The organism is Streptomyces asoensis (assembly GCF_013085465.1).
Classification (GTDB): domain Bacteria; phylum Actinomycetota; class Actinomycetes; order Streptomycetales; family Streptomycetaceae; genus Streptomyces; species Streptomyces cacaoi_A.
In genome coordinates this window covers 5,224,642-5,250,741 of record NZ_CP049838.1, presented here as the reverse complement: position 1 = coordinate 5,250,741, position 26,100 = coordinate 5,224,642, and the positions used below count along the sequence as shown (strand labels likewise).

General features: G+C 72.9%; 26 protein-coding genes. 17 read left to right on the top strand and 9 right to left on the bottom strand.

What is annotated here, in order from left to right:
* Window positions 1-18: 18 nt before the first annotated feature.
* Genes G9272_RS23480 through G9272_RS23470 form a run of 3 tightly spaced genes read left to right on the top strand, consistent with a single transcriptional unit; the run spans window position 19 to window position 1,141 of the window.
* Window positions 19-462, top strand: a complete 444-nt coding sequence (locus G9272_RS23480; protein WP_020132887.1) for a phage tail protein — start codon at window positions 19-21, stop codon at window positions 460-462.
* Window positions 462-986: a hypothetical protein gene (locus tag G9272_RS23475; protein ID WP_020132886.1), complete on the top strand. Its 525-nt coding sequence runs from the start codon at window positions 462-464 to the stop codon at window positions 984-986. Before G9272_RS23480 ends, G9272_RS23475 begins: the two co-directional genes overlap by 1 nt.
* Window positions 983-1,141, top strand: a complete 159-nt coding sequence (locus G9272_RS23470; protein WP_171398391.1) for a DUF6760 family protein — start codon at window positions 983-985, stop codon at window positions 1,139-1,141. The genes G9272_RS23475 and G9272_RS23470 overlap by 4 nt, the downstream gene beginning before the upstream one ends.
* Window positions 1,142-2,178: 1,037 nt before the next feature.
* On the opposite strand, the gene G9272_RS23465 is transcribed toward G9272_RS23470, so the two are convergent.
* Window positions 2,179-3,951 carry a hypothetical protein gene (locus G9272_RS23465; protein ID WP_171398390.1) on the bottom strand — a complete coding sequence of 591 codons (1,773 nt, stop codon included), beginning with the start codon at window positions 3,949-3,951 and terminating at the stop codon, window positions 2,179-2,181.
* On the opposite strand from G9272_RS23465, the gene G9272_RS44770 reads away from it, so the two are divergent.
* Genes G9272_RS44770 through G9272_RS23430 form a run of 7 tightly spaced genes read left to right on the top strand, consistent with a single transcriptional unit; the run spans window position 3,950 to window position 11,219 of the window.
* Window positions 3,950-5,014: a hypothetical protein gene (locus tag G9272_RS44770; protein ID WP_216377827.1), complete on the top strand. Its 1,065-nt coding sequence runs from the start codon at window positions 3,950-3,952 to the stop codon at window positions 5,012-5,014. The two genes, G9272_RS23465 and G9272_RS44770, sit on opposite strands and share 2 nt — an antisense overlap.
* Before the next feature lie 57 nt (window positions 5,015-5,071).
* Window positions 5,072-5,497, top strand: a complete 426-nt coding sequence (locus tag G9272_RS23455) for a phage tail protein (protein WP_020132884.1) — start codon at window positions 5,072-5,074, stop codon at window positions 5,495-5,497.
* 55 nt (window positions 5,498-5,552) lie between these two features.
* Window positions 5,553-6,278 carry a CIS tube protein gene (locus G9272_RS23450; protein ID WP_171398389.1) on the top strand — a complete coding sequence of 242 codons (726 nt, stop codon included), beginning with the start codon at window positions 5,553-5,555 and terminating at the stop codon, window positions 6,276-6,278.
* Window positions 6,278-8,179, top strand: coding sequence for a VgrG-related protein (locus tag G9272_RS23445; RefSeq protein ID WP_171398388.1), 1,902 nt, complete (start codon window positions 6,278-6,280; stop codon window positions 8,177-8,179). Before G9272_RS23450 ends, G9272_RS23445 begins: the two co-directional genes overlap by 1 nt.
* Window positions 8,180-8,228: 49 nt before the next feature.
* Window positions 8,229-8,672, top strand: coding sequence for a GPW/gp25 family protein (locus tag G9272_RS23440; protein WP_171398387.1), 444 nt, complete (start codon window positions 8,229-8,231; stop codon window positions 8,670-8,672).
* Entirely contained in the window at window positions 8,672-10,630 is a 1,959-nt protein-coding gene (locus tag G9272_RS23435) for a putative baseplate assembly protein (RefSeq protein WP_171398386.1), read from the top strand. Before G9272_RS23440 ends, G9272_RS23435 begins: the two co-directional genes overlap by 1 nt.
* A 31-nt stretch (window positions 10,631-10,661) precedes the next feature.
* Window positions 10,662-11,219, top strand: coding sequence for a phage tail protein (locus G9272_RS23430; RefSeq protein ID WP_171398385.1), 558 nt, complete (start codon window positions 10,662-10,664; stop codon window positions 11,217-11,219).
* Between the two features lie 475 nt (window positions 11,220-11,694).
* On the opposite strand, the gene G9272_RS23425 is transcribed toward G9272_RS23430, so the two are convergent.
* Complete coding sequence (locus G9272_RS23425; protein WP_171398384.1) at window positions 11,695-12,018, bottom strand: hypothetical protein; 324 nt, start codon at window positions 12,016-12,018, stop codon at window positions 11,695-11,697.
* Between G9272_RS23425 and G9272_RS23420 the strand changes: the two genes are divergently transcribed.
* Together G9272_RS23420 and G9272_RS23415 are read left to right on the top strand one after the other, a co-directional pair.
* A complete protein-coding gene (locus G9272_RS23420) occupies window positions 11,981-13,135 on the top strand; it encodes an NADase-type glycan-binding domain-containing protein (protein ID WP_171398383.1) in 1,155 nt (384 codons plus the stop codon). The two genes, G9272_RS23425 and G9272_RS23420, sit on opposite strands and share 38 nt — an antisense overlap.
* A 233-nt stretch (window positions 13,136-13,368) precedes the next feature.
* The gene (locus tag G9272_RS23415; protein WP_171398382.1) at window positions 13,369-13,899 is read left to right on the top strand and encodes a GtrA family protein; all 531 of its coding nucleotides are present in this window, start codon (window positions 13,369-13,371) and stop codon (window positions 13,897-13,899) included.
* Window positions 13,900-13,922: 23 nt separating this feature from the next.
* Here G9272_RS23415 and G9272_RS23410 read toward each other — a convergent pair whose 3' ends face one another.
* From G9272_RS23410 to G9272_RS23400, 3 genes are all read right to left on the bottom strand, one after another.
* Entirely contained in the window at window positions 13,923-14,846 is a 924-nt protein-coding gene (locus G9272_RS23410; protein WP_171398381.1) for an RNA polymerase sigma-70 factor, read from the bottom strand.
* Window positions 14,847-14,876: 30 nt separating this feature from the next.
* A complete protein-coding gene (locus G9272_RS23405; protein ID WP_171398380.1) occupies window positions 14,877-15,245 on the bottom strand; it encodes a DoxX family protein in 369 nt (122 codons plus the stop codon).
* Between the two features lie 99 nt (window positions 15,246-15,344).
* Complete coding sequence (locus G9272_RS23400; protein ID WP_171398379.1) at window positions 15,345-15,884, bottom strand: MarR family winged helix-turn-helix transcriptional regulator; 540 nt, start codon at window positions 15,882-15,884, stop codon at window positions 15,345-15,347.
* A 205-nt stretch (window positions 15,885-16,089) separates the two neighbouring features.
* Here G9272_RS23400 and G9272_RS23395 point away from each other — a divergent pair, with 205 nt between their 5' ends.
* Window positions 16,090-16,263, top strand: coding sequence for a hypothetical protein (locus G9272_RS23395; protein ID WP_171398378.1), 174 nt, complete (start codon window positions 16,090-16,092; stop codon window positions 16,261-16,263).
* Window positions 16,264-16,402: 139 nt separating this feature from the next.
* Window positions 16,403-17,689: a sensor histidine kinase gene (locus G9272_RS23390; RefSeq protein ID WP_171398377.1), complete on the top strand. Its 1,287-nt coding sequence runs from the start codon at window positions 16,403-16,405 to the stop codon at window positions 17,687-17,689.
* A gap of 199 nt (window positions 17,690-17,888) precedes the next feature.
* On the opposite strand, the gene G9272_RS23385 is transcribed toward G9272_RS23390, so the two are convergent.
* From G9272_RS23385 to G9272_RS23370, 4 genes are all read right to left on the bottom strand, one after another.
* Window positions 17,889-19,331, bottom strand: coding sequence for an LCP family protein (locus G9272_RS23385; protein WP_437184291.1), 1,443 nt, complete (start codon window positions 19,329-19,331; stop codon window positions 17,889-17,891).
* Between the two features lie 206 nt (window positions 19,332-19,537).
* Window positions 19,538-20,686: a hypothetical protein gene (locus G9272_RS23380; RefSeq protein ID WP_171398376.1), complete on the bottom strand. Its 1,149-nt coding sequence runs from the start codon at window positions 20,684-20,686 to the stop codon at window positions 19,538-19,540.
* A gap of 44 nt (window positions 20,687-20,730) precedes the next feature.
* On the bottom strand, window positions 20,731-22,467 hold the full coding sequence (locus G9272_RS23375) for a lysyl oxidase family protein (protein ID WP_253267908.1): 1,737 nt from the start codon (window positions 22,465-22,467) through the stop codon (window positions 20,731-20,733).
* A gap of 171 nt (window positions 22,468-22,638) precedes the next feature.
* The gene (locus tag G9272_RS23370) at window positions 22,639-23,541 is read right to left on the bottom strand and encodes a hypothetical protein (RefSeq protein ID WP_171398374.1); all 903 of its coding nucleotides are present in this window, start codon (window positions 23,539-23,541) and stop codon (window positions 22,639-22,641) included.
* 111 nt (window positions 23,542-23,652) lie between these two features.
* Here G9272_RS23370 and G9272_RS23365 point away from each other — a divergent pair, with 111 nt between their 5' ends.
* The 3 genes from G9272_RS23365 to G9272_RS23355 all read left to right on the top strand — a co-directional run bounded on the left by G9272_RS23365 (window position 23,653) and on the right by G9272_RS23355 (window position 26,096).
* On the top strand, window positions 23,653-24,096 hold the full coding sequence (locus G9272_RS23365) for a GNAT family N-acetyltransferase (RefSeq protein ID WP_171398373.1): 444 nt from the start codon (window positions 23,653-23,655) through the stop codon (window positions 24,094-24,096).
* 78 nt (window positions 24,097-24,174) lie between these two features.
* Window positions 24,175-25,194, top strand: a complete 1,020-nt coding sequence (locus G9272_RS23360) for a glycoside hydrolase family 26 protein (protein WP_171398372.1) — start codon at window positions 24,175-24,177, stop codon at window positions 25,192-25,194.
* A gap of 62 nt (window positions 25,195-25,256) precedes the next feature.
* A complete protein-coding gene (locus G9272_RS23355) occupies window positions 25,257-26,096 on the top strand; it encodes a M23 family metallopeptidase (protein ID WP_171398371.1) in 840 nt (279 codons plus the stop codon).
* The last annotated feature ends 4 nt before the right edge of the window (window positions 26,097-26,100 follow it).

Sequence of the window (26,100 nt, the reverse complement as noted above, 5' to 3'; positions counted from 1 at the left end):
ACTTAGAAGGAAAGCCAGATGAGTCTCCAGCCGGGTGACGCCCTTACTTCACACAATTTCGGCCTCCAGATCGACGGCGTGATGGTCGAGTACCTCGCCGAGGTCAGCGGCCTCAGCCTCGAACAGGACGTCATCGAGTACCAGCAGGTCTCCGCGCAGGGCAAGCCCGTCACCAAGAAGCTGCCCGGTGTGAAGAAGGCGGGCACCTGCACGGTCGTGCGCGGCATGACCCAGTCCGCGGCGTTCAACCAGTGGATCACCGAGTCGATCAACGGCGTGATGGGCACCGCCCGCAAGAACGCCACGATCATGGTGATGGACTACCAGAACAACCCGGTCAAGCGGTACAACATGCGCAACGCCTGGTGCAGCAAGATCGACACCAGCTCGGTGAAGGCCGGCGAGGCCTCCGCGCTGACCGAGACCGTGACGATCACGTTCGAAGAACTGGTCATCGAGTAATGCGGCGCACGGCTGTCCGGGCAGCGGCGGCGAGCGGGGAGCCGCAGGAGGCGCTCCCGGCCACCGCCGTGCCCGAGTCCGCATCCCTGTCCGGCGCCGCGTCCGCGTTCTCCGCGCCGGGCGCGGCCGCCGCCCCGGCCCCCGCGCCGTACCGGCTCCAGACGGAGTTCCCTTTCGAACTGCCGCGCGGGTACGTCGACGAGGCGGGCACGGTCCACCGCGACGGCGTGATGCGGCTGGCGACGGCGCGGGACGAACTGGTCCCGCTCCGCGACATCCGCGTCCAGGAGAACCCGGCGTACCTGTCGGTGGTGCTGCTGGGGCGGGTCATCACCCGCCTCGGCAGTCTCCCGCTGGTCCACGACGGCGTCGTGGAGAACATGTTCGCCTCCGACCTGGCGTTCCTCCAGGACTTCTACCGTCAGGTCAACGCCGAGGGGCACACCCGCGCCTCGGTGCAGTGCCCCCACTGCTCGGAGCCCTTCGAGGTGGAACTCGGCGGGAGCCGCCTGGGGGAATCGTGACGTACGCGACCGACCGGCTGCACGAGGAGATCGCGTACGTCGCCTACCACTTCCACTGGGGCCAGGACGAGATCCTGGACCTGGAACACCACGACCGGCGCCGCTACGCCGACCAGATCGCCGCCCTGGTGACCCGGGGCGGGGCGGAGGGCTGAGGCATGGGGTTCCTGGAACGGTTCCGGGGTGGCCGCGGGGGCGGACGCGGGGACGGCTCGGCCGCGTCTCCGGCCGCCGACACCGCTGCGCCGGCCGCCGGCAACGGCGGTACCGCTTCTCCGGTGGGCGACGCCGGTGCGGTGCCACGCGTCGTCGCTGCCGCCTGGCCGACGCTTCCGCCCATCCAGCGCGCGGCGGTCGGCGGCACGTCGGGGGTCGCCGACGCCGGGTTCGGCGGCCGACTGGCCACCTGGCAGAACCCCTCCTTCACCGGCACCGGCTTCCACGCGGTGCTGGACGCGGCGCCGGGCGGCCTGATGAGCAGCCTGCGGGCGGCTCCACCGGTCGCCGAACCCGAGCGGGTCGCCGCACCACCCCGGCCGACGCCCCTTCAGCGTGCCGTTCCCGCGTCCTCGGCGGTCGCGCCCCGTCCGGCCGCGGCCGGCCCGGGCTCGACGGCTGGTCCGGGTGGCCCGGGTGTTGGGAGTGCTTCGCGTTCTACGGGTGCTACCGGTGCTTCGGGTACCAGGGCTACGGCGCCGCGTCCGTCCGGGTCGGCGGCTCCCGCGTATCCGACGGCTTCCGCGCCGCCTGCGGCTCCGGCTCCCCCGGCGGTGCCTGTGGTGCCGTCGCGACCGGCGGAGCCGTCCGCTCCTGCCGCCTTCCCGGCGCGGGGCATCCGGGTGGCCCCGGCGAGCCCGGTCCCCTCGACGGGTCCGGCTCCGTTGACGAGGTCCATGTCGGCGCCGGTACAGCGGCGCAGCCTGCCCGCCCGACCGGCGTCCCCGTCCGCCGCCCCTGCCCCTGCCCCTGCCCCTGCCTCGTCTGCCGGCAGCGGATCGGCTCAGGCGTCCGGCCGGGGTGCGGACACCGACGGCGGAGGCCCGGCGAGCGGCAAGGAACCCGCTCCGGGCCCGCGACGAGCCGCCACCCCGAGTGCATCGGCGGCGGGAAGCAACTCCGGTCCGGGGGAGGCCCGTACGGCCGCTCTCCCGCCCGTCGGGCTCCAGCGAGCGGTTTCCAGGACGGCCCCCCTTCACGAGGGCTCGGCGCCCGGCGGCGCCCCGGTGCGAGTACAGCGAGCGGTACCGGGCGCGGGTGACGCCGGTGCGACTGTCCCCGGTCCGTCGGCGGTGGGCGGCGCCACGCCTGCCACGCATACCGGTTCGGCCCTGCCGTTGTCGGCGAAGTCGCCTGCCGCGTCGGCTGGTTCGGCTTCCGCAGGTGCGTCGGGAGCAGCGGCTCCGTCGGCCGGCTCCGCCGGGTCCGCCGGGCCCCCTTCGGCGAGCGCCGGCCACAGCGTGCAGCGTGCCGTTCCGGCGCGTACGGCACCGTCCTCCTCCCCCGGTGGGGCACCCGGGGGCACCGGCACGCACTCCCCGGGCAGCGGCCCCGCCGCACCTCCGCCGGGCGGAACGGAACGTGGCCCGTCGCCGACGTCCACCCCCGGTCCGCCCGCGGCGACCGCCCCGCGCTCCGGCACGGTCGCGCCGGTCCCTGTGAGCAGACGTCCTGCCACCGACGCGCGCTCCACTCCCACCGCCGACGTCCCCACCGGGTCGTCGGCCGCCCGCAGTTCGGCTTCCGGATCGGGCTCCGGCTCCGGACGCCTGCCCGGCTCCGGCTCCGTGTCTTCCCCGGGCCCGGCCTCCACCCCCGCTTCCGGCCCTGCGCTGGGCTCCGGCCCGGGTGCCGGCCACGGTTCACCCACGCGTCCCGGCTCGTCCTCCGGTGGCGGTGGTCGTACGTCGTCCCCCAGCGTGCAGCGGGCGGCGACGACACCGGACTCGACCTCGGGCCCCACCGCGTCCTCGCGTGACGGTGGCCGCGCGTCGATGCCCAGCGTGCAACGCGCCGCGACGGCACCGACCTCGCCCCCCGGTCCCGGTCCCGGTGCCGGGGCAAGTGCAGCCTCCGGTGCAGGTCCTGCCTCGACACCCGGCCCCACCGCGTCCTCGCACGACGGTGGCCGCACGCCGACCCCGAGCGTGCAACGTGCCGCGACGACACCCGCCTCGACCTCCGCTCCCGGCCCCGGCTCAGGCACCGCCTCGATGCCCGGTCCCACCGCGTCCTCGCACGACGGTGGCCGCACGCCGACCCCGAGCGTGCAACGCGCCGCGACGACACCCGCCTCGACCTCCGCTCCCGGCCCCGGCTCAGGCACCGCTTCGATGCCCGGTCCCACCCCGGGTTCCGGCGATGGCGGCCGCGCATCGACCCCGAGCGTGCAACACGCCGCGACGGCACCGGCACCGGCCTCGACGCCGTCCCGGCCGACGACCACACCCGTGCCCACGCCCGCTCCCGCTCCCGCCGGTCGTCGTACGGCACCCACCGACGTGCAACGTGCCGTATCAGCCCCTGTTCCGGTCACCCCGCCCGCGCGACCCGCCACGCCCGCGCCGGGCGGCGGGAGCAGTTCGGTGCCGGCGCACACCGGCCCGGCGCTTCCGGCGCGCTCCGTCGCCAACTCCCCGGCGCCCACCACTGGTTCCGCACCCGCGCCCGCACCTGTATCCGCGCCCGCGTCCCATGCCGCGACGAGCGTCCAGCGGGCCGCCTCCGGTGCGGCAGCCCCCCGGCGTCGCGCGGGCCTCGGCGCCCCCACGAGCCTTCCCTCGGGCCGACCGGGTCCGGCGACGCCGCTCAGCCCGCCCGTGGCGTCGCCGACGCCTCCCGCGACTCCAGCCCCCGTCGGCACGCCCGCGTCCGCCCACAGCGCCGGCGCCCCGAGCGCGCGGACCGAACCACTCCCCCCGCTGCGGCGCTCCACCCCTCTCGGCGCCCCCGTGCAGCGCGCCGCCATGCCGGTCACCGCCGCCGCGCAGCCCTCGGGCCCCGCGTCCGCGCGCCCCGCGCTGGGCGCCCCCCTCTCCACCCGCCCCGCCGACGCCGGACCGCTGAACGCACCGAGCGGCATCCCGATCGGGCCCCAGGGCGGCGCCCCCCGTACGGCGACCGGTCCCGGCGGCACCTCCTCGGCGCTGCCTCCGTTCACGCCGCCCGTCGTACAGCGCAGCGCCGCGATGCCCGGCGCCCCCGAACTCCCGCCGCCCGCACCCTCATCCGCCCACAGCACCGGCACGCCGACGCATCGTCCGGCCCCGCCGCCCCAGGACACCGCCACCGGCCCCACGGGCGCCCTTCCCCGTACGGCCCGTCCCACGACGACGACCGGACAGCACCACCTCGCACACCCCGCACATCCCGTCGCCCTCACCGGCAGGCCCCCGGTGGCCCCGGTCTCCCCGGTCCCCCTGGTGTCCCCGGCGCCCGTGCAGCGCCACGCCGTCAAGGCGCCCGTACCGTTGCGCCGCACCACGCCCGGCGCGACCGCGGGCGGGCCCGTGGCGCGCCCGTACCCCACCCCCGGCCTGACGCCCATGCCCGCTCCGGCAACGGCACCCTCGACTCCGCCTGCCCCGCCGGCTCCGGTCGTTCAGCGTCGGTCGCTGCCCGCTCCGGGAGCGGCGGCCACCGCCCCCGTACGCCCCGCCGCACCACCGGCCCAGGCGTCGCCCATCCCGGTGCCGGTTCCCCTGCCGGTGCCGACCCCCGCCCCACTGCCGCTGCCCGCAGCGCCCACGCCGCCCGCCCCGGTGGTGCAGCGGCGCCACGCCGCACCGCCCCCCACGCTGCGGACCCCGCCCCGCGGCACCGGCGGGACGCCGCCCGGCGGCGACCAGGGTGCGGCGGATCCGGCTCACGCTCACCCGCAGGCGCATCCCGGTTTCGATCCGCGCGCGCTCACCGACTTCCAGCTCGACGAGCTGACGCACCGCCTGACCGGCCGCATCACCCGTCTGCTCCGCACCGAACTGCGGCTCGACCGCGAACGCATCGGCAGACTCCGCGACCCCCGCCACTGACCGCGCCACCGACCCCGACTCCCCCGACTCCCTCTCTCCCGGAAAGGCCAGGCCCCGATGCCCTCCGATCTCGACCCGGGCTCCACCATCTTCTTCACCCTGACCATCGACGGCGAGAGCCTCGGTTTCTTCAACGGGTGTGAGGGGCTCTCGTCCCAGGTGGAGATCGAGCACCGCCAGGAGGGCGGCAACAACGGCTTCGTCTGGCAGCTGCCCTCCCGGGTCACGTTCTCCACGATCCGGCTGACCCGTCCGCTCACCCCGGACACCACCAAGGTCGCCAAGTGGATCTCGTCGGTCACCACGGGGGTGACCCGGCCGACCGCGCAGATCGCGGCACTGCGCGCGGACGGGTCGGAGGTCGCCCGGTGGGGGCTCATCGACGTGCTGCCGGTCAGCTGGCAGGGGCCCTCCCTCAGCCCGGACAGCCCGGGTGTGGCCACGGAGGTCCTGGAGATCACCCACCACGGCTTCACGGACTGAGCAGCAGGACCGACCGGGACCGGGACCAGCAAGGACTAGGCAGGGAGTACAGGCCATGGCCAAGGGAAGCAAAGGCGGCGCCGGCAAGAGCCTGGTCCGTGCCACCCTCGCGATCCACGAACCGCCGGTGGGCACGAGCACGACCCCCGGCGGGCTGATCAAATCCTTCGGGTTCGACTTCAACCCGGCACAGCTCCAGCTCGGCCGCCGGGCCCAGTGGAAGGTCACCCCCACGGCGGCCGTCCGGGACGGCTCCGTACCGGAGTTCATGGGCCCGGAGCCCCGCGAGATGACCGTCGAGATCTTCCTCGACACCTCGGACCAGCCCGGCAGCAACACCGTCCTGAAGAAGGTCGAGTCGCTGCTGGAGTGCTGCGAGGTCACCACCAAGAGCATCGCCGCCAAGCAGCCCTCGCCGCCGTGGGTGGTGTTCCAGTGGGGCTCGTTCTCCACGGCCCGCTTCACCTCCTACGTCAGCAGCATCGACGTCACGTACTCGCTCTTCGGCACGACCGGCGTCCCGATCCGCGCCACCTGCCAGGTGCGCCTGCACGAGATCCCCAGCAAGACGAAGGGCCAGAACCCGACCTCCGGTGCCCTCACCGCGCAGCGCGTGCACCGGGTCGTCGCCGGTGACTCCCTCCAGTCGCTGGCCTGGCGCGAGTACGGCGACGCCTCCGCGTGGCGGTCCATCGCCGAGATCAACGGCATCGACGACCCGTCCCGGCTGCCGACCGGCATCGAGCTGGTCCTGCCGGCCGCCGAGGAGGTGCGCCACTAGTGGTCCAGTCCGCGTTCTCCAGCGTCATCCAGGTCACCCTCGGTGGCGGCCCCCTGCCCGTCGACATCGCGCCGCTCCTCGTCGAGGGCTGGGTGGACCAGGGACTCGGCGTGCCGGCCGCCTTCCGGCTCACCTTCCGCGACCCCGGCCGTCTGGTCCTCGGCAAGCTGGGCGTCAAGTTCGGCACCCCCGTCGTCCTCGCCCCGATCGCCGACGGCAAGGGCGCCTCCGACCCGCTCCTCACCGGCGAGGTGTGCGGCCTGGAGGCCGACTACGACGGCACCGGCACCTTCACCGTCATCCGCGGCTACGACTTCGGCCACCGTCTGATGCGCCAGCGCCGCGTCGCCGCCTACCGCAACCAGAGCGCCTCCGACATCGCCCGCAAGCTGGCCGCCCAGGACGGCGTCCCGGTCGGGAAGATCCAGTCCACCAAGACCGTCTACGAGTTCATCAGCCAGGCCAACGTCACCGACTGGGACTTCCTCGCCCGGCTGGCCGACGAGAACGAGATGGTCATGTCGGTGGACGCCAAGGGCAAGTTCCAGTTCGTCAAGCCCGACCCCGCGTCCGGCGCGCCGCCCACCTCCACCCCCGGCGACAAGAGCCCCTTCGTCCTCGAGGCCGGCACCGACATCCTCCGCCTGCGGGCCGCCGTCACCGCCGCCGAGCAGGTCGCGACCGTCGAGGCGCGCGGCTGGGACGTGACGACCAAGAAGAAGCTCACCGCGACCGCGCCCGCCAAGACCAACCCCGGCATCAGCATCGGCACGACCCCCGGTGAGGCCGCCGCCAAGTTCAAGCCGGCCAAGCTGGTCGACGCGCAGACGCCGTACGACCGGCAGTCGGAGGTGAAGTTCGCCGCCGAGGCCCTCGCCGACGACGTCACCGGCTCCTTCGCCGAGCTGGAGGTCATCGCGCGCGGCACCCCGAAGCTCCGCCCCGGACTGCCCGTCACCCTCGCCGACGTCGGCGCCCCCTTCGAGGGCAAGTACACCGCCACCTCCGTACGGCACGTCTTCGGCGACGGCAAGCACTACGAGGCCTGGGTGACGGTCAGCGGACGGCAGTGGCGGTCCCTGTACGGACTCTCCTCCGGCGGCGGCAACGCCTCCAACGGCCTGAACCTCCCCGGCACCGCCAACGCCCTGGTCACCGACGTCAGCGACCCGCTCAAGCAGGGCCGCGTCAAGCTCCAGTTCCCCTGGCTCGACGACGCCTACGTCAGCGACTGGACGCGCGTGGTCCAGTGGGGCGGCAAGCGCGGCGGCTCGATCTTCCCCCTCGACGTCGGCGACGAGGTGCTGGTCGGTTTCGACCGGGGCGCCCTGGACCACCCCTACGTCATCGGCGGCCTGTACAACGGCAAGGACAAGCCGACCCCCGTCAAGGACGTGCCCCTGCACGACGGCGCCCGGCAGCGGGCCTCCCGGCACACCCTGTCCGACCGCGAGGGCAACCGGGTGGACCTGCTCAGCCAGCGGACCGGCGGCAAGCAGGGCGTGCGGCTGACCAGCGGCGACGACAAACTCGTCATCAACCTGGACCGGGCGCAGACCGAGATCACCGTGGACAGCAAGGGCACCGTCAGCATCACGGGCAGCCGCTCGGTGACCGTCAAGGCGGGCACCGACCTCACCCTCACCGCGGGCCGCAACATCGCCATCCGCAGCGGCGGCTCCATCACCCTGAGGGGCAACCTGATCAACATCAGGTCGATGACGGGCATGGTGTCGGTGGACGCGGCGGGCCTGCTCAACCTCAAGTCGGGCGGCGCCGCCACGTTCAGCGCGGGCGCCACCGTCCAGATCAACTCCACCGCCAACGTGGGCATCCGGGCCGCCACGCTCATGCTCCAGGGCATGGTCATGGTCAACGCCAAGCCGTACCCGCTGCCGTGACGCGCGGACGGCACGCCGTGAGAATCAGGAAAAGGCAGGTGGCCCTCTGATGGCCGAGCAATTCGTCGGATCGGGCTGGGCGTTCCCGCTCCGCATCGGCCCCACCGGGGGCATCGCCCTGGTCAGCGGGGAGCGCGAGATCGAGGAGGCCATCCGGCTGATCCTCGCCACCGCGCCGGGCGAACGCCCCATGCGCCCGGAGTACGGCTGCGCCATCCACGAGCTGGTCTTCGCCCCGGTCAACGAGGCGACGGCCGGGCGTATCCAGCACGAGGTGTACACCAGCCTGGACCGCTGGGAGCCGCGCATCGAGGTCACCGACGTCGAGGTCACGGCCGGCGCCGAACAGGGCGTGCTCTTCATCGACGTCCAGTACGCGATCCGCGGCACCAACAATCCGCGCAGTCTCGTCTTCCCCTTCTACGTCATTCCGTCCCATGACGAGCCGGGTCTTCCCGGTCCGTCCGGTACGGCTTCCGAAAGCGACCGCTGATGGCCCTGCCCTCCCCGAACCTGGACGACCGCCGCTTCCAGCAGTTCGTCGACGACGCCAAGCGCTACATCCAGCAGCGCGCACCGGAGTGGACCGACCACAACGTCTCCGACCCGGGCGTGACGCTCGTCGAGACGGTCGCCCACATGGCCGACCAGATCGTCTACCGCCTCAACCGCGTCCCCGACAAGAACCACCTCGCCTTCCTGGACCTGGTCGGCATCCGCCTCTTCCCGCCGTCCGCCGCCCGCACGGAGGTCACCTTCTGGCTGTCCGCGCCCCAGGACGAGCCGGTGCTCCTGCCGGTGGGCACCGAGGTGGCGACGGTCCGCACGGAGAGCGAGGAAGCGGTCGTCTTCGCGACGGAACGCGAACTCAGCGTCGTGCCCAGCCAGTTGAACCACCTCGTCGTGCAGCACCGGGGCGAGCCGGTCACCGACCGGACCACCGACCTCACCGAGGGCAAGGACCTGCTCTGCTTCGCCGAGGCGCCGCAGCCCGGCGACTGCATGCTGTTCGGCCTGAGCGCGGCCGTCCCGCACTGCGCGGTGGTCCTGGAACTGGACAGCCGCGTCGACGGTGTCGGCGTCGACCCGCGCCAGCCCCCGCTGGTCTGGGAGGCGTGGACCGAGGACGGCTGGCAGGAGTGCGAGATCGACCGCGACGGCACCGGCGGCCTCAACCGCCCCGGCGAGGTCGTCCTGCACATCACCGGCGGCCATGTCCTGTCCCGCTCCGGCGGCCAGGAGGCCGGCTGGCTGCGCTGCCGCGTCACCGATCCCCTGCCCGGCCAGCCCTTCTACACGACCTCCCCGACCGTGCGGTCCGCCGAGGTGTTCACGGTCGGCGGCACCGCCCCCGCCGTGCACGCCGAGACCGTCTACGACGAGGCCCTCGGCGAGTCGACGGGCCTCCCCGGCCAGCACGTCGCCCTCGCGCACGCCCCCGTCGTCGGCGACGACCCGCCGCTCCTGCTCCAGACCGCCCAGCACGAGGGCTGGTCCGACTGGCAGGTCGTCCCGCACTTCGCCGCCTCCGGCCCCGACGACCTCCATGTCACCCTCGACGCGGCCACCGGCGAGATCGCCTTCGGCCCGTCCGTCCGCGAACCCGACGGCAAACTCCGCCAGTACGGCGCCGTCGCCCCCAAGGGCTCGGTCATCCGCGCCCGCCGCTACCGCACCGGCGGCGGCCGCGCGGGCAACGTGGCCCGGGGCGCGGTCCAGGTGCTCCGCACCTCCGTCCCGTACGTCTCGGAGGTCGTCAACCGGGAGGCCGCGCGCGGCGGAGTCGACGGCGAGACGGTGGAGGAGGCGAAACTCCGCGCGCCGATCACCCTGCGCGCCCAGGAGCGGGCCGTGACCCTGCGCGACTACGAGGAACTCGCCCGCCGCGCCGCCCCCGAGACCGCCCGCATCACCTGTCTGGAGGGCCAGCCCGACGAACACGGCTCCTACGCGGTACGGGTGCTGGTGGTCCCGCAGGCCGTACCGGACCCCGGCGGACGCCTCCGCTTCGAGCAACTGGTGCCCGGCGACTCCCTGCTGGACCGCATCACCCGCCACCTCGACGAACGCCGCCTGATCGGCACCAGGCTGGCCGTCGGCCCGCCGTACTACCAGGGCGTGACGGTGGTCGCGACGGTCCACGCCTTCCGGGGCGTCGACACGGACCGCGTCCGCCGCCAGGCCCACGACGCCCTCTACCGCCACCTCGACCCGCTGATCGGCGGCGCGGACGGCAAGGGCTGGCCCTTCGGCCGCCCGGTGCAGTCGGGCGAGGTCTTCGCCGTCCTCCAACGCGTCCCGGGAGTGGAGCTGGTCGACCAGGTCATGCTGCACCCCGCCGACCCGCTGACGGGCAAGCGCGGCGAGGCCACCGACCGCATCGACCTGGCCGCCCCGGCCCTGGTGTTCTCCTACGACCACCGGGTGCGAGTGATCGGGGACGGCGCATGAGCGGCGCGAACTCACGCAAGGGAACGGGACGTTGAGGGGCTCGGTGGACGGACTCGGCTCCTCCGTGCCGATCGGCGCGATGCTGCCGGCCGTCTTCGCCGACGACGACCTGGCACAGCGCTTCGTCGGGGGTCTGGACGAGGTGATGGCCCCCATCCTCAACGTCCTCGACTGCCTGCCCGCCTACTTCGACCCGGCCCTCGCCCCGGTCGACTTCACCCGCTGGCTGGCGAGCTGGGTCGGCGCGGAGACCGACGGCACGGAACCGGAACCGAGGCTGCGGGCCGCGGTCGCGGCGGCCGCGTATCTGCACCGGGTGCGCGGCACCCGGCGCGGCCTGTCGGAGACGGTCCGGCTGGCCTTCGGCGTGGTGCCGGAGATCTCCGAGAGCGGCGGCGCCGACTGGAGCGCCCGGCCGCTCGGCCCGGTGCCGGGCGAGCCCCGGCCGCACCTGCACGTCACGATCCGGCTGCCCGACCCCGGCCCGGCGGACGAGCACCGCCTGGACACCCTCGTGGCCGCCGCCCGCCCCGCCCACATGCCGTACACGGTCAAGGTGACCGCCGCCGAAAGGACCCCGGAGAGATGACCACCCAGAACTGCGCCGAGTGCGGCACGCGGGCCGAGCCCGGCCAGTCGTTCTGCGACGCCTGTGGCGCCGTACTGAGCTGGACGGACCGCCCCCCGGCCCGCACCGGCGCGGGCCCCGGGTCGGGCTCGGGCTCGGGGGCGCCCTCCGGCTCCGGGTCGAGCTCGGGGTCGAATCCCGCTAGCGGGTCCGGAACGGGGTCGGGGTCGCACCCCGGTACCGGGTCCGGAACGGGGTCGGGGTCGCACCCCGGTACCGGGTCCGGGTCGGGCTTCGGTGCCGGGACAGGTGCCGGGTCCGCGACGGGCGACGGGTCCGGGGCCGGCTCGGTCTACGGGTCCGGGTCGGGTTCCGGGTCCGGCACGGGGTCCGGTCACGGTTCCGGGTCACCGTCGGGTTCCGGGTCCACGTACGGGTCCGGGGCCGGCTCGGTCTACGGGTCCGGGTCGGGTTCCGGGTCCGGCACGGGGTCCGGTCACGGTTCCGGGTCACCGTCGGGTTCCGGGTCCACGTACGGGTCCGGGTCCGGCTCGGTCTCCGGACCCGGCTCGGCCTCGGCGTACGGGTCCGGGGCCGGGTCAGCGGCCGATGCCGACTCCGGGACCGCGGGTGGCGGCTCCGGGGCCGGGTACCGCTCCGCGGAGGGCACGCGGGAGCCGTCGGGCGCCGCGGGGCCGGAGGCCGGTGCGGTCTCCCGTACGGCTTCCGCCCCCGCCTCCGCCACCACCGCTCCCGCCCCCGCCGCCGGCTCCGGTACGGCGGTGGCGAACGCGTCGGCACCCGCCTCGCCCCACGCCACACCCGAGCCTTCGCCCCAGGCCGCCGCCCCGGCCACCGACGACGACTACGACCCGGACGACGAGGACACCACGGAAACTCCCCTGCCGGTCATCCCGCCGGAGGACGGCACCGCCGCTCCGTCAGGCACAGCACCGACCCCCGCGCACACGCACACCCCCGACGAAACCGCCCCCACCACACCCGTACCGGCGGCCGCCCCCGCTCCCGCCCTCGGCGACACGATGGCCGCCCGGGCCCGCTCCCTCCTGGTCCCCGTCGCCGACGCGGAGCCCCGCCCCGCCGCGCCCCCGTCCGTGGCCCCGGTGCTGCCGGGCAGGCCGGTCGCCGACCGGCCGCAGGTACGTGCGCCCGGCCCCGTCCAGGGCGAGCAGCACGGCGTCGCGTGCCCCTGGTGCGCCACCCCCAACAACCCCGACCGGCACTTCTGCGTCCGCTGCGCGATGCCCATGACGCTGGAGGACCGCTCCTCGATCCGCCTCCCCTGGTGGCGCCGCCTGTTCAACCGCAACGGCGCGACCCCCTGGGCCGGCGACCGCCCGCGTCTGCGCCGTACGTTCGACCGCATCCTCAGCTGGCTGGTGGCGGCGGTCGTCCTCACCCTCGTGATCATCGCGGCGATGAACACACCGGCCGCGATCCAGGCCACCCGCGACCACTTCGCCAAGCGCGCGCCGGTCGCCCCGGACTCGTTCGCCGCCTCGCGCTCCTACCCGGGGCACAAGCCGGAGCTGGCCTTCGACAAGATCAACAACAGCTGGTGGGGTCCCGGCGTCTCTCAGTCGGGCGAGGGCGAGTGGATCGAGGCCCGTTTCGACGAGCCGACCCGCCTGCTGGACCTGATCATCACCTCGGGCACGTCGGTCCGCCCCGACCAGCTCAGCCAGTCGGCCCTCCCCCACCGCATCAAGGCGACGATCACCCTGAAGGACGGCAAGACGACGACCCGGGAGATCACCCTGGACCAGAGCTCGGGGGGCCAGCGCCGCGCCTTCCGCGTGGGCGAGGTCACCAAGGTCCGCTTCACGATCGAGTCGTCGTACATGGCCTCCGGGAGCAAGCAGGTGTCGATAGCCGAGATCGAGTTCTTCGGCCGGTCGAGCGCGAACTCGACGTGACGGCTCGACGGCTCGACGGCTCGACGGCTCGACGGCTCGACGGCTCTACGGTCTGACCCCACCTGACGGCCTGACGGCCTGACCTGGCGGTTCAGGGCCCTGGTCGACCGGGAGGGAAGTCTCCCGGCCGACCAGGGCCCTTCCCTTCGGGTATGTACTTGCGTAAGTCAAGCAAGCTATTTATAGTTGCCTGAGTTAAGCAAGCTAGTTCACCCGCTGTGGAAGGAACCGCCGTGAAGTCGCTGACCTCCTTCGCCCGCTTCGTGGTCTTCGGCGGCGGTACCGGAGTCCTCTCCAGCCTGGCCGTCCCGCTGCTGGCGGTGCTGATGCCGTGGACCCTGTCGAACGCGCTGATCACCATCGCCTCGACCGTCCTGTGCACCGAGCTCCACGCCCGGTACACCTTCCGCACCGGCCGCCGCGCGGGTCTGCGCCGGCACTGGCAGTCGGCGGGTTCGGCGGCGGCCGCCTACGCGGCGACCTCCGTGGCCGTGTTCGCCCTCCACGCGATCCAGCCCACCCCCGGCATGCTCACCGAGCAGCTCGTCTACCTCTCGGCCTCGGGCCTCGCGGGCACAGCCCGCTTCGTGATCCTGCGCCTGTTCGTCTTCGCGACCGGCCCCGACCGCGAGACGACGAAGACGACGACGATGACGACGACGACGGCCGACACGAACGAGCCGATCAAGGCGACGACGATCACCCGCCCCCGGCGGACGCCCGCCCCCGCCGCCGGGCTCACCGCGGCCCTCAGCCCGAGCTGATCGAGGCGCGGGCCCGCACGCCCTCACCGCACAGGCCGGCGCGCCTTCCGCGCTTCGCGGTCGACCGCCCAGGCATCGGCCACCGGGCCCAGGTGCCCGAGCTTGTCGGGGTTGATCACCAGCCGGACCGCCTGGATCCGCCCGTCGAGTACGTCGAGCGCCAAGGTGTGCAGCACCCTGCCGTCGCGGTCGCGGAAGATCGCGCCGGGCTGGCCGTTGATCTCGTGCGGCTCGAAGGTCACGTCGATCCTCGCCACCAGGACGGAGGCGGTGGCCAGCACCCGGGCCACGTTCTCGGCGCCGATGACGGCCCTGGCCAGCTGCGGGGCCCTGCCACCGCCGTCGCCGACCATCGCCACGTCGGCGGCGAGCAGTCTCTGAAGACCGGCGACGTCGCCTTCGCGGAGGGCGTCGAAGAACCCGGACGCCAGTTCCTCCCGCTCTCTGCGGTCCGCCGAGAAGCGGGGCCGACCCTCGGCCATGTGGCGCCGGGCCCGCACCACGAGCTGGCGGCACGCCGCCTCCGAACGCCCCACGGCCACCGCGACCTCGGGGAAACCGAACGCGAACACCTCCCGCAGCACGAAGACCGCCCGTTCGAGCGGGCTGAGCCGCTCGAGCAGCAGCAGGGCCGCCACCGACACCGAGTCCGCCAGCTCCGCCGACCGCGCCGGATCCTCGTAGGGGTCGCTGAGCAGCGGCTCGGGGAGCCACTGACCGACGTACTCCTCGCGCCGGACGCGGGCCGAGCGCAGCACGTCGATCGAGAGCCGGGTCACCACGGCCGAGAGGAAGGCCTTGGCCGACCTGGGCGGGGTCGGGGAGGCCTCGAAGCGCAGCCAGGTCTCCTGGACGGCGTCCTCGGCCTCACCGACGCTGCCGAGGATCCGGTAGGCGATCGAGAACAGCAGCGGCCGCAGCTCCTGGAACTCCTCGGTCCTGCCCATGCCGGCTCCTCCGTGACATCACCCACGCGGTCAGAGGCCGAAGCGGCCCCACGCGACGAATGCCGCGCAGGCGAGATAGACCAGGTTCAGCATCACCAACCCGGTCTCGCCGAGACGGCCGTGGGTCATCATCGCGCCGACCATCAGCAAGATCCAGCAGACGGCGGTCACCGGCACCAGAATCGGCGCGATACCGAGCGCGGCAGGCAGGATGAGGCCTGCCGCGGCCAGCAGCTCCAGGATGCCGAGCGTCTTGACGAAGGCGACGCCGACGTCGGCGGTCCATCCCCCACCGTGGGCGGCGGCCAGCGTCGTCTTGGGCACGAACGTCTTGGTGACGCCACCGGCCAGGGCCACTGCGGCCAGCAGTCCGGCGGCGATCCACAGCGCGAGGTCCATCGTCCACTCCTTGATCGGGGCTTGTCCTTCCTGCACCCCGTAGGACGAGACAGGGGCCTCCGCCTGTGACATCCGCACCCGGCGAACGCCACGAAGGCCTCACGCGCCGGACGGACCGCCCTCCACCCACACGTCCCCCGGCCCGTCGACCGGCACATCCACCGCCATCTCCGCGTGGGCGACGAAGTCGTCGACAAGGCGGTGGAAGAGGACGGCGAGCTGCCGCAGGTCGTCCGGCGCCCAGTCGGCCAGCGCGAGGCTCATGCCCAGGCGGCCGACGTCCCGTACGCGGCCGATCGCGGCCCGGCCCGCCTCGGTGAGCTGGATGAGCTGGGCCCGGCGGTCCTCCGGGTCGGGGAAGCGGACCACGAGGCCGGACTTCTCCAACTGCCTTAGCTGCCGGGTGACATGGGAGGCCTCCACGGACAGCCGGACGGCGAGCATTCCGGGGCGCAGCGGGTCGGTCTCGGCGAGATGACGGAGGATCGCCACGGCGGCCCGGTCCAGCGGGAGTCCGGCGTGCGACATCAGCCGGTCGTGCCAACGGGCACGGGTCGCCAGGTAGGTGATGCGGGTGAGCGCCTGCTCCACGGCGATCACATCTTCGGGCACGGACGTTGCGGGCGACGGTATCGGCATCCGTTCACCGTACAGATAGTTGCCTAACTCAAGCAAGATGACCGAGCAGGCCACCTCGACCGTCACCGCGGCGCGGCATGGCGCGGCATGGCGTGGCATGGCGTGGCGTCGATCGTTGCTTGACTTAAGTAAGTCATCATGGTTGCCTAACTCAAGCAACTAAGAGCAGCTGTCAAGAGCCCCTCGATCCACCGGAGCGTCTCTCATGCCGCACGCCACCATCGCCCCCGCCCGGAAGAACCGCGTCCGCCGCCCGGTGCTCGCCCGCGCCCGCGCCGGTGCCGTCCGCCCGGGCCCCGCCCCCGCGCGGACGGTCATGCCGCTCTGGCAGGCGCTCCTCCCCGGCGGCGCCGCGACCACGGCCGGAGCCCGTCCGTGACCGCACACCTGACACTCCTCTTCCTCCTCCTCGCCGTCGTGGTCGGCACCTCCGCCCTGGTCACCGCCTGGCACGGCTGGGGCCACCGCACCGGCTGACCCACACCCCCGCCGCCCCGCCCGCAACAGGAACCCCTCCCATGCGCTCCCAGTCCTCCCCGCAGCCTCCCTCCCAGCCCGCCAGAACCGTCGGCTCCCCGAGCCTTCCGTTCCCCGGCGGCCATCCCCGGACCTCCGACGCCGTCCTCGCCGCCGCCCTCTTCGCCTGTTCGTTCCCGGGCAGTGTGATCACCTTCCCCGGCCAGGACCTGGGCGTCCCCTGGTGGCCCGGTGTGATGCTGGCCGGCGCCTCCTGCGCGGCGCTGATCCGGCGCCGCGACCGCCCCCGCGGCACGGTCGTCGTGACCCTCGCCTGCGCCGTGGCCGCCTCCGCGCTCGGGTACCTGCTCACGGTGCTGCTGCTGGCGCCGCTCATGGCCGCGCTGTACTCGCTCGCCGTCTCCACCGACCGCAGGACCGCCAACACCTTCGCCTTCGCCGGCATCGCCCTGCTGGTCGGCGTCGGTCTGCCCGCCGGGCCGGCCGGCGAACCGCTGGTCCTCAAGCTGCTCGGCCCCGCCGCCTGGCTGCTGCTGCCCACCGCGCTGGGGACGGTGACCCGGCTGCGCGCCGCCTATCTGGACGCCGTCCAGGCCCGCGCCGAGCACGCCGAACGCACCCGGGAGGAGGAGACCCGCCGCCGGGTCACCGAGGAGCGCATGCGGATCGCCCGTGACCTGCACGACGTCGTCGCCCACCACCTGGTCCTGGCCGGGCTCCAGGCCGGCGCGGTGGCCCGGCACCTCCCCGCGCGTCCCGAGGAGGCCGCCCGCCTCACCGCCGACCTGACCGGCACCACCGCCTCGGCCCTGCGCGAACTCAAGTCCACCGTCGGCCTGTTGCGCCGAGCGGGCACGAGCGACGCCGACGAGCCGAGGAATCCCGGGGAACGCACCCGGCCGGTGGAGTCCACGCCCGGGCTCGCCCAACTGCCGCAGCTGGCGGCCTCCTTCGAGGGCGCGGGTCTGGAGGTCACGCTCCACACCGAGGGCGAGCCCGGTCCGATCACCGCCGGCGCGGAGCTCACGGCGTACCGGATCGTGCAGGAAGCCCTCACCAACGTCACCAAGCACGCGGGTGCCCGTACGGCGGCGATACGGCTCGTCTACGCGGACGACCGGCTGACGGTCGCGGTCACGGACGACGGCTGCGCGCGCCCGAAGGTCCCCGCCTCCGTGGGCGGCGGATACGGCCTCATCGGCATGCGGGAGCGGGCCCGTTCGGCGGGTGGGCGGGTCCGTACGGGGCATCGGCCCGGTGGCGGCTTCGAGGTCGTCACCGAACTGCCCCTGCGCACACGGGAAACGAACGAGTCCCACCCCGCTTGACACGGGATGGGACTCGTTCCACTCGGAGCGCCGGGCAGGCCTTGCACCTGCATCTCCCCGCAGGAAGCGGGGCGTCTTTCCTTGGACCACCAACGCAGAGGTCGTTCACCGTTTTTCTTTCCGGTGACCGGCTCAAGATCAAGCCTACCCCATCTCCGGGGTGCTCTTGACCATGTACATCGTCAGGCCGGACGCCCCGTCAGGCGACGTCGCCGACCTTCAACTCGGGTCCGACGACCAGGGTGACGACGCCCGGGGCGGCCGACGCGTCGGCGGTGGCCGTCCGGCCGGGCAGCCGGGAGGCGAGGACGGCGGCCTGGCTGTCGAGGCCGGTCGGATAGGTGACGGTCGTCTTGGCCACCGTCTTGGGGGCGTTGCCCGTGCCGGTGACGGTGTATCCGGCGTCCTTCAGCTTCTCCGCGACGGCGGCGGCGCGTCCCGAGACCCCGGTGCCGTTGAGCACCTGGACCCGCACGCTGGAGGCGTACACCACGTTCTTCCTCGCCGCCTCCAACTGCGGCTTGGTGACCTCCTTGTCCTTGGCCAGGGAGGTGAACAGATCGGCGGCCTGCGGGTACTGCCAGACCACGTTGGCCTTGTCGGTGGGCTGGTCGGCCTCCCGCCCGTAGTTGGGCACGGTGAGGAAGCTCAGCCGGTCGCTCGGTATCCCCTTGAGCTCGTCGGCGAGCCCGTACAGCGGCTTGATGCCCGCCATGTCGGGGTCGGTGGTGAGCGACTTGGTGATCGACTGGAGGAAGCCGTACATGGCGTCGGGGCTCGTGAGCTTGGACTTGGCCTTCTTGGCCAGCGCGTCCATGAACTCCTGCTGGCGCCCGATGCGTCCGATGTCGGAACCGTCGCCGACGCCGTAGCGGACCCGGACGTACGCGAGCGCCGTCTCGCCCTTGACGGTCTGACACCCGGCCTTGATGTCCAGGTGGGACTTCTCCTCGCGGATGGCCTGCTTCGGGCAGACCTCGATGCCCTCCAGCGCGTCGACCATGCCCTTGAAGCCGGAGAAGTCGACCGACATGAAGTGGTCGATGCGCAGACCGGTGTTGGCCTCGACGGTCTTGATGCTGCACGCGGCGGCCTCGCCGACCTTGCCGTTGCTGCCGCCGAGCGCGAACGCCTCGTTGATCTTGAAGTGGTGCGGGGAGGACGAACTGCCGTCCCCCTTCTCACAACTGGGTATCTCCACCCACGAGTCGCGCGGGAAGGACACGACCGAGGCCCACTTACGGTCGGCCGGGATGTGCAGCACCATCAGCGTGTCGGACTGCATGGTGGTCAGGTCCTTGCCGTACTTGGCGTTGGCGCCGTCGCGGCTGTCGGATCCGACGATCATGATGTTCTTGGAGCCGGGACTGAGATTCTCGGGCCGGTTCTCGCCCAGCTTGTCGTCCACGTCGGCCGAGTTGATGTTGTTGTTCAGGTCGTTGTAGACCCAGGCCCCGACCCCGCCCACCGCGAGGACGACGACGGACGTGACGCCCGCGCCCCACGCGAGGATCCGCCCCCGCCGCGTGAGCCGCGTCCTGCCGGGCCCACCCGTCCTGCCACCGGGCCCGCCCGTCCTGCTCCTGCTGCCGCGGCCGGCCGCCTCCACCGGAGTACGCCCACGCCTCCTCGTCCCGCTCACCGGCGCTCGCCCCTCCGCCTCGGCTGTTTCACCCCGTACACCGTGCTCGGATCGTCGGCGTTGGTCACCGCCGAACGTCGGAACCCTACACGCGTGCAGGAATACGTCTTAAAAGCACAGATGACTCAGGAGACTCACAGACCCGCCCAAGGGTTGCCCCCGAAGGGGCAGGTGTCCGCCGGGCGTGTACCCGACCGCCTGCACGGTCACCGGGGGCGCAGCGGTCCCGCCGTCCGCTCGGCCTCCGACCTCGGCGTGGGCCGGTGCTGTGCGGTGAACGTGGGCACGTACGGCCACATGACCTGCCCGCCGGCGTGCGTCGCGGGAGTCGCCGCCCAGACGACGCCGTCGCGGTCGGTCCAGTGCGGCCAGTAGGCGGCGGCGCCACGGGCCACATCGGCGCGCAGCTGCTCGACGAGGGCGGCCGGGACCGCGCTGACGCGGGGCGGCGGCGGCCGCCAGCCGGGCAACGGCCCCCGGAAGCCGACCCCGTGTCGGCGGCGCAGGAGGACGACCTCCACGACGGCGGTGACGGTGACGCCGGCCGGACCCGCGAACAGGGCCGCCCAGTAGGACGAGGTCGGGTGCGCGCCGGGCAGGGCCTCGACGGCGTCGATGAGGGTGTAGTGCGCGAGCGCCGTCAGCCAGACGAGCGGGACGCTCGCCAGCGGCCGGACGAGGGGATGCCCGCCGACGCCGAACGCGTTGCGGTGGATGAGGAAGAGGACGGAGCCGAAGAACACCGTGAGCCAGGGGCCGAAGACCACCAGCAGGAGCAGCCGGCTCGCGCTGTCGGGCTCGTAGTCGTAGCCGTGGATCGCCCAGAGCACGAACAGTCCGCAGAAGAGGGTCGTGATCAGCGCGGTGAGGAAGGGGCGGGCGCACAGCCGGGCCACCGTCCCCCGGGTGCCGGGGCGGGCCAGGGCGACCAGCGGGGCGCAGGCCAGGAGCAGCGCCACCGGTCCGGTCGCGAGCATCAACACCGCTTCGGTGAAGCCCTGTTCGACCGGACCGAAGAGATCGCCGTCCGTGAACAGGCCGATGACGAACGCCAGGACGCCCAGTCCCAGCAGCGCCCGGGGAAGCAGCAGCCGTTCGATGAGCGGATCGGCGGCCGGCTCGACGAGGGCGGCCGCCACCGGCGGCTGCCCGAATCCGCCGAGCCCGACCGCGTCGGCCGCGCTGAACCGGAACATCGCGAACGGGCCGTAGATCCGGCGGGCGAGCCGCCAGGGCAGCAGCACGTCGATCGCCCACGCACCCGGCCCGCTCAGGCGGGCCGGGGCGGGGGCGACGCGGTACGGCGGCCGGTCGTAGGCGTCGGCGGCACCAGGGGGTGCGGTGGAGGGGCGCATGACGCCACTCATCCTGGCATGTGCACCACCAACGCTTCTTCGAATTAGGGCGCGTTGATCAGGCCGACCGGCGGGACCGAGACCGTGCGGGCGCCTTCGGTGCCGCCCAGGACGACCTTGCGCAGGGAGACGTTGTTCTTGGTGTCGGTCTCCTGGAGGCGGTTCGCCGGGTTGGCGATGACCTGGATGTAGTAGGTGCCGTTCGGCAGGCCGGTGATGTCGAAGGACTGGCCGGGACGGTACTGGGTGTACGTGTCACCGGAGCCGACGTCGAGGACCTCCCGCACGGAGATCGAGTTCTGCTGACCGCAGGCGGTCGACAGATCGGTGTTGTACGGGTGCCAGTTGGCGTTCTTCACCGTGTAGTCGATGGCGTCGGTGTTGGCGAGGCAGAACGCCTCCTTGCCGCTCTTGACGATCTCCTTCTGATCGGCTGCGAGCAGCCGGTAGCTGGCGAAGTCGGTGAAGTGCCAGTGCTCGTGGCCGATGCGCGGGTCCCACTCCATGGTGCCGGCGGGCGCGTAGCCGACCTGCTTGCCCTTGGCGTCGTAGAAGTACTGGTACGAGTCCATCAGGTCCGCGCCCGGCTTGCGGAAGCCGTCCACGACGAGCGGCGCGGGGCCGGCGTTCCAGACGTTGGCGCTGAAGGCGAGGTAGTCCTTGCCGACCACGTCGCCGTCCTCGCCGTCGGTGACCGCGATGTCCCAGGCCGGCAGCGAACGCAGGTCCGGCTTGGGTACGTTGGCCGGTACGCCCGCGCGCCCGGTGGGCCGCTTGGTGGCGGACTTCAGCGCGGGAGCGACCCGGGAGCCGTCGGTGTGTCCGGCGCCGTCGCCCAGGTGGTGGGCGAGACCGCGGTCCTCCAGGGCGTGCGAGAGCGCGGAGGGCGTGGGAGCGTCGGCGCCACGGGGCCCGTAGTGATGACCACCCCCCATGCCCGCCATGCCCTGCATGCCCTCCATACCTTCCATGCTCGCCATGTCGTGCGACGCGCCATGGCCGCTGCCGGTGGCACTGTGGGCGGTGAGGCCGACCCCGCCGCCCCCTCCTGCTCCGCCTTCCCCGCCGTCACTGATCTCCCGGACGGTCAGCGCGATGGTCGGCCGGTCGTCGGGGATGCCGAACAGGTCGCGGTACTTCTTCGCCACCGCCACCTTGACGGTGTACTCACCGGCGGCCAGGTCGACCGGCCTGTCGTAGTCGAAGGCGGAGGTGTTGGCCGCCCAGCCCTTCTCCACGCCCCAGACCGAGCCGAGCGTGAAGGGGTTGGTGGAACAGCTCTCCGGATAGTGCGAGGTGGCCGGGGCGTCCGGACGCAGCCGGCCGGAGGCGTTGTTCAGGCAGAAGTTGCTCTTGCTCTTCTGCACCTCCACCCCGGCCGCGTTCTTGATGGAGACCTCCAGGAAGTCCGGGAGGCCGCCGAAGTCCTTGACGAGCCCGGCGGGCAGCGTCTTCGTCGTCACCTTCGACCCGTTGCGCAGGATCTGCTGGGCGACGATCGGGTCCTTGTACGACTTACGGGTCACCTTCAGCTCCAGCGGAGCGTTGTCGACGGTGACGTACGTACCGAGGTCGAGGTAGACCCCGGAGTTCCCCTCGTACCGGTCGGCGGTCACGGCCTTCGACGCGGCGACGAGCTTGAGCTGCGGCGTCCCGGGCGGGCTCGCGGGCGCGGCCCCGGCGCCGGGAGCGGACCCGGCGACGGCGGCCACGACGGTGAACGCGGCCCCCGCGGCGAACGCCGCGCGCTTGAGGCCCTTGCGGTGTAGCGATCTGGTCATCGGTTCCTCGTCTGCGAGTGCCATGGTCAGTGGCATCGGACTGGACAGCCCACGACCCGACCGGCATTACAGACGCACCCCACGCGCCCCGGCCGGAACTGTGAGCACCCTGTGAGACAGGTAAATGGGGTGTCAGGGTTGCCTTTTGGGCGAGAAACCGACCGAAGTGCGTCAGAGGTTGTAGCGGGGTTTCAGGTGGCGCCAGAAGTCTCGGAGCATCCACTTGTCGAAGTCGGTGATCTGGGTGGCGGTGCCCGCGTTCATCAGGAAGCAGCACTGGCCGGTCGGGGTCCAGTCGTAGAAGTCGTCGAGGCCGAAGGTGTGGCCGACTTCGTGCAGGTAGATATGGATGTTCTCCTGGTTCAGGACGCCGGTGAAGTACTCCTGGCCGACGCGCTGGCCCCAGTCGCCGCCGGCGCCGCCCTGGAAGCCCTTGGTGAGCCAGAGGGACTGGTCGTAGTGGCGGGCGGTGCCGCCGGGGCACTTGGAGTAGTTGCCGTCCTGGTGGAAGAAGCGGCCGCAGTCGGGGGCGCACTGCGGGGCGCCGGCGCCGTCGAGGACGCCGGAGTAGATGTCGACGGAGTTGTCGGTCCACTGGAGGGTGGAACGGTTCTTCACCGCCCAGCCGACGATGTTGACCGGGACGGTGGTGTACGGCCAGTTGTTGTAGGCCCGGCCGTTCTCCACCTGCGCCGCCATCCACTTGGCGAACTGCTTCTTCAGGGCCGCGTGGATCTGGTCGCGCAGCGCGGTGCTGACGGGGGCGTCGGACTCCCAGCGGACGCAGTAGTTGATGCTGCCCTTGTTGGCCATGACCTGGTCCCAGCCGTAGTTGCGGAAGCCGTAGAGGTCGGGGTAGGTCGACGAGACGTGGTTCCAGACCTCGTTCAGGGGCTGGACCAGGTTGCCGGGCGGGTTCCACTCGTCGGCGGCCGCGGCTCGGGGGGCCGCGACGCCGGTCGCGTGGAAGAGGAGGGCGACGAGTGCCGCGAGGACGGTGAGCAGTCGGGCGAGGGGCCTTGAGGGATGCCGTGCGGGATGCCGTGCGGGATGCCGTGCGGGCTCTTTGCGCATGGTGAACTCCTCGTGTGGGGAACGGGATTCACTTGCCTTCGCTTGCCTTCAGGCATGGGTCGCCGCCGGGGCCGGAACAGGTTGCCGCATTCCGGCCGTAGCATCTGCCCCATGGCGGACTGGGTGACCCGACCGGCCACGGCGGACGACGTCGAGGCCGTGGCGGAGGTGCGGGCGGTGGCGATGCGGGCCGATCTGGAGCGGCTCGGGCGCTACGACGAGCACCGTGTGCGGCAGCGGCTGCGCGACGGGTTCGTGCCCGCGCACACCCGGATCATCGAGCTCGACGGCGTCCTCGCCGGCTGTGTGGCCCTGCGTCCGGCGGACGACGCGCACTGGCTGGAGCACTTCTATCTCGCGCCGCACGCCCAGGGGCGCGGTATCGGGACCGCCGTCCTGCGGGAGCTGGTCGAGACGGCCGATCGCTCGGCACTCCGGCTGCGCGTCGACGTCCTCCAGGGCAGTCCGGCCCGCCGCCTCTACGAACGGCACGGCTTCACGTTCGAACGCGAGGACGACGTGGACGTGTTCCTGGTGCGCGCGCCCCGTCCCTGACCCCCTCCCCGTCCCCGGTCCGGGTGGTTCCGTGGCAGGTTCGGGGTGGGGAGGCGGCGGCGGCTTCATCATGAGCCGGTGTTTCGCTTCCTTCGCTCCTTTCGCTCCCATCGCTCCCATTGCTCCCTTCGCTCTCTTCGGGCTCCGCTGACCGCGCTTCTCGTCGCCTGTGCCCTGCTCGCCGGGCCCGCCTGCGTACCCGTCGGGCGGGGGGTCGGTGCGCCGCCCGGGGCCTTCGGGGCGTACGTCGGGTACGACGACGCCGGTGTGCGGCGGATCGCGGCGCTCGACGGGTGGCTCGGGGCGGCCACGCCTCGGGTCGGGCACGCGTATCTGCCGGGCGACCGGTGGAGCAACATCGAGGGGGCGCCCGGGTATCTGGAGTACTGGGCGCGGTGGCGGCAGGAACGCGCCGACCGGATGTTCGTGCTCAACGTGCCGATGCTCGAGCGCACCGAGGAGCGTGTGTCCGACCAGGGCGTACGGGACGAGCTGCGCAGAGGGGCGCGCGGGGACTACGACGAACACTTCCGGGTGCTGGCCCGGCGGCTCGTCGCGCTCGGGGTGCCCGATGCCGTGCTGGTGGTGGGGTGGGAGATGAACGGGATCACCTACACCCATCGGTGCGGGCCCGACCCGGAGGCCTGGAAGCGGTACTGGGGCCGGATCGTCGACGCCATGCGGTCCGTGGACGGAGGGCAGCGGTTCCGGTTCGAGTTCACGCCCAGTCGCGGGCTGGACGCCGTCCCCTGGAACGAGTGCTATCCCGGGGACCGGTACGTCGACGTCATCGGGATGGACGCCTACGACCAGCCCCACGGCATGTCCTTCGAGGATCAGGTCGCCGAGCCGTACGGCCTCGCGGCGCACGTGCGGTTCGCGCAGGCGCACGGCAAGCCGGTCTCGTTTCCCGAGTGGGGGCTGTACCGCAACGGCGACAACCCGGCGTACGTGCGGGGCATGCTCACCTGGTTCGCCGAGCACCGGCCGCTGTACCAGACCATCAGCGACTACTGCCCGCACGGCGTGTGGCGTTGCTCCGGCAATCCACGGTCGTCGGCCGTGTACCGGTCCCTGGTCGGGGGGCCGTTCGGCTGAACCCGGCCGCCACGCGGGCCGCGTACCGCTCTCGGCCGCTCCACCGGTCCGATGATCCCAAGATGGGACGAGAACACCACGCGCGCCTCCCACGAACGCGGGCGCGCTTCCGTGGCGCGACCGGGGCCGCCCTGTTCGCCCTCCTGCTGCTCGCGCTCGCCGCCGTGCCCGCGGGAGCCGGGAGCGACGGGTTCCGCAACGACGGCTTCCGCAGCGACGGCTTCCGCAAGGAGGCCGCCCGTGCCGTCCGCGCGCACGAGCGGGCTCGCGAGCGGGTCGACCGGCTGCGCGAGTCCGATGCCTCTCGCACGGAGGTCAAGGACGCCGAACGCCGCCGCAAGGCCGTCCGCGCCGGGCTGTGGGACCTGCTGTGGGCCAGCGGGAGGCACTCCGGCGATCCGGTCGCCGTCGACCCGTCCGGACAGGACAGCCGCTGTCCGTTCGGCGACCGGAGCCGCCCGCCGGAGCGGCGCGCCCACCCCTGGACCGCCCCGACCCGCCGTTACTGGCTCTCCGCGGGCTACGCCGCCAAGGGCTCCCGCTGGGCCCACCGGCACACCGGCCAGGACTTCGCCGTGGACTCCGGTACCCCCGTGTACGCCGTCGGCTCCGGCACCGTCCGCGCCACGACCTGCGGCGACGGCTTCGGCAACCAGGTCGTGGTCCGCCACCGCGACGGCTACTTCACGCAGTACGCCCACCTGTCGCGCATCGACGTGCGCAAGGGCGGGCGCGTGACGGCCGGTCAGCGCATCGGCCTGTCCGGCGCGACCGGCAACGTCACCGGCCCGCACCTGCACTTCGAGGTGCGGATCACCCCGTACGTCGGATCCGCGGTGCCGCCCCTGCCCTGGCTGCGCCGGAAGGCCGTCCAGGTCGCCGGAGCGCCCGCGCTGCCCTGACCGC